The sequence below is a fragment of the Methylobacterium aquaticum genome (assembly GCF_001043915.1).
Lineage (GTDB): Bacteria > Pseudomonadota > Alphaproteobacteria > Rhizobiales > Beijerinckiaceae > Methylobacterium > Methylobacterium aquaticum.
On sequence record NZ_LABX01000179.1, the window covers coordinates 1 to 12,104 of the forward strand.

General features: G+C 70.3%; 15 protein-coding genes. 10 read left to right on the forward strand and 5 right to left on the reverse strand.

Annotated elements, in window-relative coordinates; translation table 11 throughout:
• Positions 1–31 precede the first annotated feature (31 nt).
• On the reverse strand, positions 32–1,708 hold the full coding sequence (locus VP06_RS22230; RefSeq protein WP_048465987.1) for a formate--tetrahydrofolate ligase: 1,677 nt from the start codon (positions 1,706–1,708) through the stop codon (positions 32–34).
• A gap of 296 nt (positions 1,709–2,004) precedes the next feature.
• Here VP06_RS22230 and VP06_RS22235 point away from each other — a divergent pair, with 296 nt between their 5' ends.
• The 3 genes from VP06_RS22235 (at position 2,005) to VP06_RS22245 (ending at position 3,574) form a co-directional block, all read left to right on the forward strand.
• Entirely contained in the window at positions 2,005–2,325 is a 321-nt protein-coding gene (locus VP06_RS22235) for a hypothetical protein (RefSeq protein ID WP_048465975.1), read from the forward strand.
• Positions 2,326–2,567: 242 nt separating this feature from the next.
• Positions 2,568–2,798: a DUF6894 family protein gene (locus tag VP06_RS22240; protein ID WP_048465976.1), complete on the forward strand. Its 231-nt coding sequence runs from the start codon at positions 2,568–2,570 to the stop codon at positions 2,796–2,798.
• A gap of 176 nt (positions 2,799–2,974) precedes the next feature.
• The gene (locus tag VP06_RS22245; RefSeq protein ID WP_048465977.1) at positions 2,975–3,574 is read left to right on the forward strand and encodes a hypothetical protein; all 600 of its coding nucleotides are present in this window, start codon (positions 2,975–2,977) and stop codon (positions 3,572–3,574) included.
• A gap of 4 nt (positions 3,575–3,578) precedes the next feature.
• Here the strand turns inward: VP06_RS22245 and VP06_RS22250 are convergent, their stop codons facing one another.
• The 4 genes from VP06_RS22250 to dgcN form a co-directional block, all read right to left on the reverse strand.
• Positions 3,579–3,860: a hypothetical protein gene (locus VP06_RS22250; protein ID WP_048465978.1), complete on the reverse strand. Its 282-nt coding sequence runs from the start codon at positions 3,858–3,860 to the stop codon at positions 3,579–3,581.
• Positions 3,861–3,969: 109 nt separating this feature from the next.
• Positions 3,970–4,287 carry an EthD family reductase gene (locus VP06_RS22255; protein WP_048465979.1) on the reverse strand — a complete coding sequence of 106 codons (318 nt, stop codon included), beginning with the start codon at positions 4,285–4,287 and terminating at the stop codon, positions 3,970–3,972.
• Positions 4,288–4,412: 125 nt separating this feature from the next.
• The gene (gene dgcA, locus VP06_RS22260; protein WP_048465980.1) at positions 4,413–5,393 is read right to left on the reverse strand and encodes an N-acetyl-D-Glu racemase DgcA; all 981 of its coding nucleotides are present in this window, start codon (positions 5,391–5,393) and stop codon (positions 4,413–4,415) included.
• Positions 5,390–6,400: an N-acetyltransferase DgcN gene (dgcN, locus tag VP06_RS22265; RefSeq protein WP_048465981.1), complete on the reverse strand. Its 1,011-nt coding sequence runs from the start codon at positions 6,398–6,400 to the stop codon at positions 5,390–5,392. The genes dgcA and dgcN overlap by 4 nt, the downstream gene beginning before the upstream one ends.
• A 316-nt stretch (positions 6,401–6,716) precedes the next feature.
• Between dgcN and VP06_RS22270 the strand changes: the two genes are divergently transcribed.
• The 7 genes from VP06_RS22270 to VP06_RS22300 all read left to right on the forward strand — a co-directional run.
• Positions 6,717–7,628, forward strand: a complete 912-nt coding sequence (locus tag VP06_RS22270) for an amino acid ABC transporter substrate-binding protein (protein ID WP_048465982.1) — start codon at positions 6,717–6,719, stop codon at positions 7,626–7,628.
• Between the two features lie 150 nt (positions 7,629–7,778).
• Entirely contained in the window at positions 7,779–8,498 is a 720-nt protein-coding gene (locus tag VP06_RS22275; RefSeq protein ID WP_048465983.1) for an amino acid ABC transporter permease, read from the forward strand.
• A 31-nt stretch (positions 8,499–8,529) separates the two neighbouring features.
• Complete coding sequence (locus VP06_RS22280) at positions 8,530–9,222, forward strand: amino acid ABC transporter permease (protein WP_048465984.1); 693 nt, start codon at positions 8,530–8,532, stop codon at positions 9,220–9,222.
• Between the two features lie 143 nt (positions 9,223–9,365).
• A complete protein-coding gene (locus VP06_RS22285; protein WP_048465988.1) occupies positions 9,366–10,094 on the forward strand; it encodes an amino acid ABC transporter ATP-binding protein in 729 nt (242 codons plus the stop codon).
• A gap of 155 nt (positions 10,095–10,249) precedes the next feature.
• Positions 10,250–10,813: a sigma-70 family RNA polymerase sigma factor gene (locus VP06_RS22290; protein ID WP_425350940.1), complete on the forward strand. Its 564-nt coding sequence runs from the start codon at positions 10,250–10,252 to the stop codon at positions 10,811–10,813.
• A gap of 26 nt (positions 10,814–10,839) precedes the next feature.
• A complete protein-coding gene (locus tag VP06_RS22295) occupies positions 10,840–11,622 on the forward strand; it encodes an anti-sigma factor family protein (protein ID WP_048465989.1) in 783 nt (260 codons plus the stop codon).
• A gap of 37 nt (positions 11,623–11,659) precedes the next feature.
• Positions 11,660–12,104: Bax inhibitor-1/YccA family protein (locus VP06_RS22300; protein WP_048465986.1), on the forward strand; the 445-nt coding region annotated here is incomplete at its 3' end.

Genomic DNA, 12,104 nt, shown 5'->3' on the forward strand with positions numbered 1-12,104 from the left:
GGCTTGCCCGAGATCGACGGGACCGACGCGATCAGAACAATCCCTCGATCCGGCCCTCGGCGTCGAGATGGATGCCCTCGGCCGCCGGCACCTTCGGCAGGCCCGGCATGGTCATGATCTCCCCGCAGATCGCCACCACGAAGCCGGCTCCGGCCGAGAGGCGCACGTCGCGCACCGCCACCACGTGGCCGCTCGGGGCCCCGGTCAGGCTCGGATCGGTCGAGAACGAATACTGTGTCTTGGCCATGCAGACCGGCAAATGGCCGTGGCCGCCCTTCTGGAACGCCGCGAGCTTGGCCGCCGCCTTCGATTCCACCTGGATGTCGGCGGCGCCGTAGAGCGTCTGGGCGATGGTGCGGATCTTGTCCTCGAGCGGCATCGCGTCCGGGTAGACGAAGCGCGGCGCCGCGGCCGGGCCGCCATCGGCGAGGGACGCGACGGCATGGGCGAGGCCCTCGGCACCGGCGCCGCCCTCGGCCCAGTGCCGGCAGGTGATCGCCTCGACGTCGAGGCGGTCGCGGCAGAGCGCCTTGAGGGCCGCGTGCTCGGCCTCGGTGTCGGCGTAGAAGTGGTTGACCGCAACAACGACCGGCGCGCCGAAGCGGCGCACGTTCTCGACGTGGCGGGCGAGGTTGGCGAATCCCCGCTCCAGCGCCGCGACGTTCTCGCGGCCGAGATCGCCCTTGGCGACGCCGCCATGCATCTTGAGGGCGCGCACGGTCGCGACGATGACCACCGCCGAGGGGCTCAGGCCCGCCTGCCGGCACTTGATGTCGAAGAACTTCTCCGCCCCGAGATCGGCGCCGAAGCCGGCCTCCGTCACCACGTAGTCGCCGAGCCGCAGGCCCGCGCGGGTCGCGATCACCGAGTTGCAGCCATGGGCGATGTTGGCGAAGGGCCCGCCATGGATCAGCGCCGGGCTGCCCTCGAGGGTCTGGACGAGGTTGGGTTGCAGCGCGTCCTTGAGCAGCACCGTCATGGCGCCGGTGGCCTTGAGGTCGGCGAGCGTCACCGGCTTGCGGTCACGGCTCTCCGCCACCACGATCCGGCCGAGGCGCGCCTCCAGGTCGGCGAGGTCGCGGGCGAGGCAGAACACCGCCATCACCTCGGAGGCGACGGTGATGTCGAAGCCGTCCTCCCGCGGATAGCCGTTGGCGACGCCGCCCAGGCTCTGGGTGATGGTGCGCAGCGCCCGGTCGTTCATGTCGAGGACGCGCCGGAACGCCACCCGGCGCAGGTCGATGTCGAGGGTGTTGCCCCAGTAGATGTGGTTGTCGATCAGGGCCGCGGCGAGGCTGTGGGCCGAGGTGATGGCGTGGAAATCGCCGGTGAAATGGAGGTTGATCGCCTCCATCGGTACCACCTGGGCCTTGCCGCCGCCGGCCGCCCCGCCCTTCATGCCGAAGCACGGGCCGAGCGACGGCTCGCGCAGGCAGATCACCGTCTTGCGGCCGATGCGGTTGAGCGCGTCGCCGAGGCCCACCGTGGTGGTGGTCTTGCCCTCGCCGGCCGGGGTCGGGCTGATCGCCGTCACCAGGACCAGCTTGCCCTCGGGCTTCGCCTCCAGACCCCGGATATGGGCGTGGTCGATCTTGGCGATGTGCCGCCCGTAGGGATGCAGGGCCTCGTCGGGGATGCCGAGACGCTCCGCAATCGCGGTGATCGGCTGCAACGTGGCGGCGCGGGCGATCTCGATGTCGGTCGGCAAGGGTGCGGACATTCTGGGTCCTGATCGTTGTTCTAGAGCCGGAGGGAGGCAGCTTGGCGTGGGAGAAGTCTAGGCGGAGGCCGCCCTTGTCGAAAAGATCAAATCGCTTGAGCAGGATGCTCAGAAAAATTGAAGGCCCCGGCGGGGGTTGCGAACAGGATCCACGGCCGAGGTCCGGCCGTTAGGCATGTCGCGAGATCGCCGCCGCCCGGCCGGGAAGGCTTCACCATTGCGACCCCAGAGTGCCGCCACCACCCGCGGCGGCGCCGCGGAAGGACGGGTCGAGGGGGAACGCAATGGCCTTCTGGCTGCGCGCCGGGCTGGTGATCGGCGCGATCTATTACCTGTCGCCGTTGCGCCTCGGCGAGGCGCCCTCCCCGGCCCGGACGGCACAGGCCGAGGCGCCCGGGTCGACCGCCGGACCGGTTGTCGCGGCGCTGTCCGACTCGCTGCGCGTGCGGATGGTCGAGGCCGCCGCCGCGGAGGCCGGGCGCTCGATCGGGGCGGGATTGCAGGCCGCCGTGGCGGAGGCGGGCCGCGCGCCGTCCCGGGACACCCTGACCGCCCATGACCGGCAGCCGGCCTGGCGCGGCGGTGCCGAGCGGGAGATGCGCTGAACCGCGCCCCGCGATGGCCGGGCAAGGAACCGGCGCAAAAGTTCATCATGAGTTCATCCTGGGACCCCAAGACCTGGATCCATCCGGCGAACCACCGGTGGAACTTTGACCGGTGTCCTCTGTTTCCAGCTTGTGAACAAACCGGTCATCCTCGACATTGCTACGCGGCGCAAGGCCGGCAACCGGCGAGACGGTGGTGTTGCTTTTTTCCCGACCCTCTAAAGCCTCGAGTCCGACCCGCCGTGCCGCGCTACTTCTTCGACATCATGGATTCGACGCAGAGCGTGCCGGACGAGGCCGGGCTCGATTGCCGTGATCTCGCCGAGGCGTACCGCCAGGCGCGGACCCTGATCGCCGATGCGATGAACGGTCCGGAAGCGACCTGCATCGACTGGCGTGCCTGGCGCGTCGAGGTTCGCGACGAGACCCGCGAGCTGATCTTCACCGTGCCGTTCCCGCCCCATGGCAACTGAACGCACCACCGTTCCGCCCGGCCTATCCCCAGCGCCGGTCGTCTTCCTGGGCGGGGAGGGCTAACATCTCACGACCGCGCCCCTATACTGGATGGGAGTTTTTGGATCCGTCTGCGTCGGGCAGCGGGACGCGAGGGTTCGGAGTGTGCCTCCGGCCGCGCCGGGAAGGCAGTGCGATGTCCGAGACCGAGGAGGCCGTGCCGGCCGGCCGCGTGGTCGAGACCCTGGAGACCCTGCTGCGCGCGCCGCCCTTTCAGCGCTCGACCAAGCTCGCGCGCTTCCTGCGGTTCGTGGTCGAGGAGGAGCTGGCCGGGCGCGGCGCGACCATCAAAGCCTATACCATCGCCACCCAGGCCCTCGGCCGCGGCCCCGATTTCGACCCGAGCCTGGATCCGAGCGTGCGGGTCGAGGCCGGGCGCCTGCGCCGGGCGCTGGACGACGCCTACGCCCAGCATTCAAGAGGGCTGGACGTGCGGGTCACCGTCCCGGTGGGCGGCTACCGCCCCCGGTTCGCCGCTCTCGACGCCATCCCGGACGCGGTGCCGGCAACCTCCGAGGAGACCGTGGCGGAGCCCGATGGCCCGCCCGCCCCGGTCGCTGTGGCGCAGCCGCCCCGACCGACGGTGGCCGGGTTCAGCCCCCGCGCTCAGGCGGCCGTCATCGCCCTGCTCGCCGGCATCCTGCTGGTGCTCTGCATCGATCTCGGCCTGACCGTCAGCGCCCGCCTGGCCGTGGGCCTGTCGGCCCCGCGCGATGTCGCCGCACGGAGCCGGTGAGCGATCAGGTCCAGCGGGTGGCGAAGCGGGCGAGGTCCGCCGCGCTCTCGAAGGCGACGACGCCGAGGGTGCGGGTCTCCTCCGGCAGGCCCGGGAACAGCGTGTAGGTCACGCTGCGCCGGCTATAGGCGGTGCTGGGCGCCTCGGTGGCGGCCCAGTCCCGCACCTCTGCGGCGAGCGCGTCGGGATCGTCCGGCGCCACCAGCCCCGACCGCTCGCGCAGGGCGATCACATAGGGGCCGAGTTCCGGATGCTGCTCGCGCAGAACCTTGACGATGTCGATCATCGTGAGAACATGGTCCGACGACGGCGAGGCCGGGTGGGCGAAGACATTTGGCGGCGGCAAACCTGGAGCGCCGTCCGATCGCCGCGCGACCGAACGGCGCTCGAAACGGTCAGAAGCTCTGCGGCTCGTTGATCTGCACCACCGGCTGGCCCTTGAAGAAGTTCGGGATGTCCCCGAAGATCTCCTGACCGTGGGCCGCCCCCGCCTTCTGGAAATCGTCGAGCGAGCGGAAGGTGAGGAGCGCCATCACCTGGAACGGCGCCGGGCTGCCGTCCGGCGTGCCGCTGGCCTTGACCACCTCGACCGTCTCCAGGCCCATCGAGGACCAGCGCTCGCGCACCAGCGGCATGTGGTGCTTGAGGTAGTAGTCGAGGTCGAAGGGCAGCGCGTCGGCGCCGCCCGGATACATCACGCTGACCAGGATCATGGCGTTGTCGTCTCTCCCGGATGAGGGACCCGTTCCCGGTCCCTGGACGCCAGAGAGCACCCTTTGCCGGCCCGGCGCAAGCGCGCCGGGTTCGGCCGAAGGTCGGTGTCGCTCAAAAAGCCTGTTCAGCCCCACAGGGCCGGCTGCGGCGGGTGGACCAGGCTCCCCTCGAAGAGCAGCCCCGGGTCGCGGTCGCGGGCCAGCAGCAGCGGGCCGTCGAGGTCGACGACGTCGGCATAACCCGACAGGAGCATCGCCGGCGCCATGGCGAGCGAGGTGCCGAGCATGCAGCCGACCATGATCGACAGGCCCCGCTCCCGCGCGTCTCGCGCGAGGCGCAGCGCCTCGGTGAGGCCGCCGGCCTTGTCGAGCTTGATGTTGATCGCGTCGTAGCGATCCCGCAAGGCGTCGAGGTCGACCTCGCCATGCAGGCTCTCGTCGGCGCAGATCGGGATCGGGCGCGCGATCCGGGCGAGCAGCCCGTCGTCGCCCGCCGGCAGGGGCTGCTCGATCAGCTCGACCCCGGCCGCCGCGCAGGCCGCGAGGTTGGCCTCCAGCGTCTCGGCCGACCACGCCTCGTTGGCGTCGACGACGAGCCGCGAATCCGGCGCGCCCCCGCGCACCGCGGCGATCCGCTCCGGGTCGCCCGCCCCGCCGAGCTTCACCTTCAGGAGCGGCCGCGCCGCCGCCAGATGGGCCGCCGCCGCCATCTCCTCCGGCGCGCCGAGGCTCAGCGTGTAGCAGGTCGTGACCGGCGCGGGCGCCGGGATGCCGGCGAGCCCGTGAGCGGGCGTGCCGGTCCGCTTGGCCTCGAAATCCCACAGGGCACAGTCGAGGGCGTTGCGGGCCGCGCCCGCCGGCATCCGGGCGGCGAGGTCCTGGCGGGTGAGTCCGGCGGCCAGCGCCTCTCCTTGCGCGGCGATCAGGTCGCGCACGCCCTCCACGGTCTCGCCGTAGCGGGCATACGGCACGCACTCGCCCCGGCCGGTGATCGTGCCGTCGGTGATCGTGGCCGTCACCACCACGGCCTCCGTCCGGCTGCCGCGCGAGATGGTGAAGCGGCCGGCGATCGGCCAGTGCTCGATTGTCGTCGCGAGCCGGATCACGCCGGGAACTCCGCCACCAGCCGGTCGACCAGCCCCTCGACCCCGAACCGCACCGGATCGGTCGCCGGCAGGCCGTGCTCGGCGGCGAGTTTTTCCAGGAGCGCCCGCGCCTCCCCGTCCTCCAGGGCCTGGGTGTTGATGGCGATGCCGGTCGGGCGGATCTCCGGGTTGGTCAGGCGGCCGAGCTGCACGGTGAGGTCGATCACCTCCTGGAGGCTCGGCAGCGGATGCGTCACGCCGCGCATCGTCGTGCGGGTCGGCTCGTGGCAGACCACGAAGGCGTCCGCTTGAGCGCCGTGCAGCAGGCCGAGGCTGACGCCGGCGAAGCTCGGATGGAACAGCGAGCCCTGACCCTCGATCAGGTCCCAATGGTGCGGATCGGCGGCAGGCGCGATCCACTCGACGGCACCGGAGATGAAGTCGGCCACCACCGCGTCGATGGCGACGCCGCGGCCGGAGATGAACACCCCGGTCTGGCCGGTGGCGCGGAAATCGGCGTCGAGGCCGCGGGCCCGCATGCCCTTCTCGAGCGCCAGCACGGTGTACTTCTTGCCGACCGAGCAGTCCGTGCCGACGGTCAGCAACCGCCGGCCGGGCCGCCGCGTGCCCTTGCCGGTGTCGAAGCGCTGGTCGGAATGGCGCACGTCGTGCAGCTGGCGTCCGTGGCGGGTGGCGGCCTCGGCGATCGCCGGAACCGAGCCGAGGCGGGTATGGAGCCCGCTCGCCACGTCGAGCCCGCCCTCGATCGCCTCGACGATGGTGGCGATCCAGTGCGGCGGCAGCACGCCGCCGGCATTGACCACGCCGACGATCAGCGTGCGGGCGCCTCGTCCCACCCCCTCGGCGATCGTCAGGTCCGGGATGCCGAGATCGGCGGCGCAACCGGGCAGGCGCGTTTGCCCGACACACCATTCGGGCCGCCAGTCGACGATGCCGTAGGCGGTCTTGGCGGCGAGCCGGTCGGGCACGTCGCCGAGGAACATCAGGTAGGGCGTGGCGATCTGCATCGGTCTTGTCGGTCCGTCGTCGCGGGGTCGTCACGGGTCCCGGGCAGGATCCGTGCCGCCAAGGCGCGGATCGTCGGGCGGGGTACCTTCGCGCGGGCGGGTTCCGGGTGCAACAGACCCGCTGCGCGGACCGGCCCGGTCGAGCGGCCGGCCCGGTTGGCCCACGCCTTGCTGGCGGGACGGCCGGGCAGGCATTCGGTCGATATGCAGGGACTTCAGCAGAACGCCCCGCCCGGGCGCACCGCCATCCCTCACCCCACCCTTGACGTGATGATCGCCGTGGCGGACTAGGTCGATGCCCAAGAGGAGAGCACGAATGCGTTTGAGAAGCCTGCTTCCCGTCCTGCTCGCCGGCCTGGCGGCCTCCGCGGGAGCCGCCTCAGCCCAGGATCTGACCGGGACGCTGAAGAAGATCAAGGAGACCGGGCAGATCACGCTGGCCTACCGCGATTCCTCGGTGCCGTTCTCCTATCTCGACAACAACCAGAAGCCGGTCGGCTTCGCGATGGACATCTGCTACAAGATCGTCGACGCGGTGAAGTCCGAGCTGAAGCTCGACAAGCTCGAGGTCAGGCTCAACCCGGTGACCTCGGCGACGCGCATCCCGCTGATCGCCAACGGCACCGTCGACCTCGAATGCGGATCGACCACCAACAACGTCGAGCGGCAGAAGCAGGTCGCCTTCACCAACACCCACTTCCTCACCGCCAACCGCTTCATCGCCAAGAAGGCGAGCGGCCTGACGAAGTTCGAGGACCTGAAGGGCAAGACCGTCGTGTCGACCTCGGGCACGACCAACATCAAGCAGATCAACGAGTACAATGCCGAGAAGAAGCTCGGCATCACGATCCTGCCGGCCAAGGACCATGCCGAGGCGTTCCTGATGGTCGAGACCGGCCGCGCCGCGGCCTTCGTGATGGACGACGTGCTGCTCGCCTCGCTGGCCGCCTCCTCCAAGGAGCCGACCGCCTACGCGATCTCGACCGACGCCCTGTCGAAGCCCGAGCCCTACGGCATCATGCTGCGCAAGGACGATGCGCCGTTCAAGAAGGTCGCGGACGCCGCCACCGCCGCCTTCTACAAGAGCCCGGACAGCAAGGTCACGTACGACAAGTGGTTCATGGCGCCGATCCCGCCGCGGGACATCAACCTGAACCTGCCGATGAGCGACGCGCTGAAGGGCGCCTTCGCCAAGCCGAGCGACAGCCCGGACCCGGCTGCCTATTGAGTTGACGCGGGGCGCCGCCGCCTCACCGGCGGCGGCGCCGAGCCTTCTCCGTCCCTCGGCACTTTTCCCTGTGCCCTCGGCCGCTTCCCGCCTCGCCCGGCGCGGAAAACCGTATACCATCGGACATCAGGCGCACCCGGAAGACAGGGCATGAACTACAACTGGAACTGGGGCATCTTCTTCGAGGCATCGCCCGAGGGGACCGGCACCTACGCCGACATGCTGGTGTCGGGCCTGCTTTGGACGATCCTCACCGCCCTCTGCGCCTGGGTCGTCGCCTTCACGATCGGCTCGGTGGTCGGCGTGCTGCGCACCCTGCCGAGCCGGGCGGCGCAGGCGGTCGGCAACGCCTATGTCGAGCTGTTCCGCAACATCCCGCTCCTGGTGCAGATGTTCCTCTGGTACTTCGTGCTGCCGGAGGTGCTGCCGGAATCCTGGGGCACCTGGCTAAAGCAGCTGCCGAACGCGCCGTTCTACACCGCCGTCGTCTGCCTCGGCTTCTTCACCGCCTCGCGCGTCGCCGAGCAGGTGCGGGCCGGCATCCAGGCCCTGCCGCGGGGCCAGCGCATGGCCGGCACGGCCCTCGGGCTCACCACCGCCCAGACCTACCGCTACGTGCTGCTGCCCAACGCCTACCGCATCATCCTGCCGCCGCTGACCTCCGAGTTCCTCAACAACCTGAAGAACACGTCGGTGGCGCTGACCATCGGGCTCCTGGAACTGACCGCCCGCGCCCGCGCGATGCAGGAATTCTCGTTCCAGGTCTTCGAGGCGTTCACCGCCGCGACCGTGATCTACATCGTCATCAACCTCCTGGTGGTGACCGTCGCCGGAGTGATCGAGCGCCGCGTCGCGGTGCCGGGTCGCTGATCCTCTCACGATAATCGGATACGGGCCCGCGATGTTCTCGAATTTCGATTTCGGCGTCATCCTGAATTCGTGGCGCTACCTCTTTCTCGACGGCATGACCTTCACGCTGACGCTGACCGCGCTGGCGGCGGTCGGCGGGGTGATCCTCGGCACGCTGATCGCCATGATGCGGCTCTCCGGCCTGCCGGTGCTGCCGCAGATCGCCAAGGTCTACGTCAACTTCATGCGCTCGCTGCCGCTGGTGCTGGTGATCTTCTGGTTCTACTTTCTGGTGCCGTATATCGGGCAGTGGATCATCGGGGCCGAGCGGCCGATCCAGGTCGGCGCCTTCTCGTCCTCGCTCATCACCTTCACGCTGTTCGAGGCGGCGTATTTCTCCGAGATCATGCGGGCGGGCATCCAGTCGATCCCCAAGGGGCAGGCGGCGGCGGCCTCGGCTCTCGGCCTCACCTACTGGCAGTCGATGGCCAACGTCATCCTGCCCCAGGCGTTCCGCAACATGCTGCCGGTGCTGCTGACCCAGACCATCGTGCTGTTCCAGGACACCTCGCTGGTCTACGTGCTGTCGATCACCGACTTCCTCGGCGCCGCCTCGAAGATCGCGCAGCGCGACGGCCGCCTGGTCGAGATGTACCTGTTCGCAGCCGTCGTCTACTTTACCATCTGCTTCATCGCCTCGCTCCTGGTGCGCCGCTTGCAGCGCCGGGTCGCCATCATCCGATAGGGTTTGCCGCCATGACCTCCTCCGCGATGCCGCCCGTCAGCCCGGTTTCGGAGCCGCAGGCCGCTTCCGGCGCGGCGCCGGGCACCGGCCCCGTCGGCACCCTGCTCACCGGGCAGCCGCCCGTGACGGCGACCACCGGCCCGATGATCGCCATCGACAGCGTCTCGAAGTGGTACGGCGACTTCCAGGTGCTGACGAACTGCACCACCGCCGTCACCAAGGGCGAGGTGGTGGTGGTCTGCGGCCCCTCGGGCTCCGGCAAGTCGACGCTCATCAAGTGCGTCAACGCTCTCGAGCCGTTCCAGAAGGGCCAGATCACCGTCGACGGCACCAAGATCGCCGACAGGAAGACCAACCTGCCCAAGCTGCGCTCGCGGGTCGGCATGGTGTTCCAGCATTTCGAGCTGTTTCCGCATCTGTCGATCACCGACAACCTGAGCCTCGCCCAGCGCAAGGTGCTGGGCCGGGGCAAGGACGAGGCGGAGGCCAAGGGCCTGGCCCTGCTGGAGCGGGTCGGCCTCAAGGCCCATGCCCACAAGTTCCCGGGCCAGCTCTCCGGCGGCCAGCAGCAGCGCGTGGCGATTGCCCGGGCGCTCGCCATGAACCCGATCGTGATGCTGTTCGACGAGCCGACCTCGGCCCTCGACCCCGAGATGGTCGGGGAGGTGCTGGACGTGATGGTCGAGCTGGCCCGCGAGGGCATGACCATGATGGTGGTGACCCACGAGATGGGGTTCGCCCGCAAGGTCGCCCACCGGGTGATCTTCATGGACAAGGGCGAGATCGTCGAGGACGCGCAGAAGGAGGAGTTCTTCGGGTCGCCCCGCAGCGAGCGCGCCCAGACCTTCCTGTCGCGGATCCTGTCGCACTGAACGGACATCGCCTGAGACGAGCGAGGGGCCCCGCTGCGGGCCCCTTGTCGCGAGTCGGGGCCGCGCCTCATCGCTCACGCCGATGTGACCGCGCTCGGCCCATCGGCGAACACGCGCGGGATTAGGCACCGCCCGGCGCACGTTCACCCATCATGATGCTTCGCAAGCGCCCCGACGTCCTCGACCTCCTGGTCCCGCTCCGGCGGTATGCCCGGTCCCTGACGCGCGATCCCGCGCAGGCCGACGACCTCGTGCACGACACCCTCGTGCGCGCCCTCGAACGCCAGGGCTCCCTGCGCCCCGGCACCAACCTGCGCACCTGGCTGATGACGGTGCTGCACAACGCCTTCATCGACGAGCAGCGCCGCCGCAAGGTCGAGGCGCGCTACGCCGATGCCCTCGGCCACCTCGTCGAGGAGGCGACGCCGCCGGCGCAGGAAGGGCATGTGCGCCTGGCCCAAGTGCGCGAGGCGTTCCAGCGCCTGCCGGCGGAGCAGCGCGAGGCCCTTCACCTCGTGACCATCGAGGGGCTGGCCTACCAGGAGGCCGCCGACGTGCTCGGCATCCCGATCGGCACGCTGATGTCGCGCCTCGGGCGGGCCAGGGCGGCGCTCCGCACGATCGAGAGCGGCGGCGCGCGCCGGGCGGCTCCCGAGGATGCGCCAGAGCGACCGCGCCTGCGCGTGGTCGAGGGCGGCTCCAGCGCGAGGGCGTCGTGATGAACGGCGAGCAGTCACCGGAGGCGATGATGGATCCGATCACCGAGGCTGACCTCAACGCCTATATCGATGGCCAACTCGATCTCGGCCGGCGGATCGAGGTCGAGGAGCACCTGGCGGCACGGCCCGAGGTGGCGGCCCGGGTGATGGCCGACCTGCATACCCGCGATGCCCTCCGGGCGGCCTTCGGGCCGGTGGAGAGCGCGGGGGTGCGGCCCGGCCCTTCCCCTGAGCGCCTCGCCGCGGCGGCCCGTCGCCTCGATCGGGCGCTGACCTGGCGGCGCATCGGCGCGCGGCTCCAGCGGGCCGCCGTGATCGCCATGCTGGTCGGGACCGGCTGGCTCCTCCACAACGAGACCGGCGATTTCGGGGTGCAGAACACCAACGCCTCGACCTATTCCCCGGCCTTCGTCGAGGAGGCGCTCCAGGCCCGCCAGGCCGCCCTGGTGCGCGCCCGGGTGACCTCGCAGCGCCCGACCCCGGCCTATGACCGCCGCGAGGTCGAGGCGGCGACCGGCATCGCCCTGCCTGACCTGCCGTCGGATTGGCGCGTTGACGACATGCAGATCTTCCCCTCGCGCAGCGGCGCGGGCGTCGAGGTGGCGATCGACGCCGGGAGCCTCGGCAAGGTCGCGCTCTTCGCCACCCGCTCGCCGGAGGCGGAGGCGAGCGCCCCCGCCATCGTCCGCTCGCCGGAGGCCGTCACGGTCTACTGGACGGCCGGGAACGGCGCCTACGCGCTCAGCGGTTCGGGCAGCGAACCCGATCTCGGCCGCGCCGCCGCCACCCTGGCGGCCCTGCGGCACTGACGTCCTCACCCGTCCCCATCCCGGAGCGATCTCCCCGATGAACACCCCCTACGCCTGGCAGACCCACGCGGCCCCCGCCGGTGCGGTCTTCGACGAGGGCCTGCGGCGGCACATGCTGCGGGTCTACAACACGATGGGCCTCGGCCTGGCGCTGACCGGCCTCGTGGCGCTCGGCGTCTCGTCGACCCCGGCGCTCTACAAGCCGCTCTTCGGCACGCCGCTCAAATACGTCGTGATGCTGGCCCCACTGGCCTTCATCATGGTGCTGTCCTTCCGGGCCGACCGGATCTCGGCCGGCACCGCCCACGCCCTGTTCTGGACCTTCTGCGGGGTGATGGGCCTGTCCCTGGCCTCGATCTTCCTGGTCTTCACCGGCACCAGCATCGCCCGCACCTTCTTCATCACGGCGGCGATGTTCGGGGCGACCAGCCTCTACGGCTACACGACCAAGCGCGACCTGTCGCGGATGGGCTCGTTCCTGG

Excerpts from the sequence above, each read along its gene's own strand:
- VP06_RS22235 (WP_048465975.1), top strand. The coding sequence starts at position 2,005 with ATGGCCTTCTGGCTGCGCGCCGGGCTGGTGATCGGCGCGATCTATTAC.
- VP06_RS22245 (WP_048465977.1), top strand. The coding sequence starts at position 2,975 with ATGTCCGAGACCGAGGAGGCCGTGCCGGCCGGCCGCGTGGTCGAGACC.
- VP06_RS22250 (WP_048465978.1), bottom strand. The coding sequence starts at position 3,860 with ATGATCGACATCGTCAAGGTTCTGCGCGAGCAGCATCCGGAACTCGGC.
- VP06_RS22255 (WP_048465979.1), bottom strand. The coding sequence starts at position 4,287 with ATGATCCTGGTCAGCGTGATGTATCCGGGCGGCGCCGACGCGCTGCCC.
- dgcN (WP_048465981.1), bottom strand. The coding sequence starts at position 6,400 with ATGCAGATCGCCACGCCCTACCTGATGTTCCTCGGCGACGTGCCCGAC.
- VP06_RS22270 (WP_048465982.1), top strand. The coding sequence starts at position 6,717 with ATGCGTTTGAGAAGCCTGCTTCCCGTCCTGCTCGCCGGCCTGGCGGCC.
- VP06_RS22275 (WP_048465983.1), top strand. The coding sequence starts at position 7,779 with ATGAACTACAACTGGAACTGGGGCATCTTCTTCGAGGCATCGCCCGAG.
- VP06_RS22280 (WP_048465984.1), top strand. The coding sequence starts at position 8,530 with ATGTTCTCGAATTTCGATTTCGGCGTCATCCTGAATTCGTGGCGCTAC.
- VP06_RS22285 (WP_048465988.1), top strand. The coding sequence starts at position 9,366 with ATGATCGCCATCGACAGCGTCTCGAAGTGGTACGGCGACTTCCAGGTG.
- VP06_RS22290 (WP_425350940.1), top strand. The coding sequence starts at position 10,250 with ATGCTTCGCAAGCGCCCCGACGTCCTCGACCTCCTGGTCCCGCTCCGG.
- VP06_RS22295 (WP_048465989.1), top strand. The coding sequence starts at position 10,840 with ATGATGGATCCGATCACCGAGGCTGACCTCAACGCCTATATCGATGGC.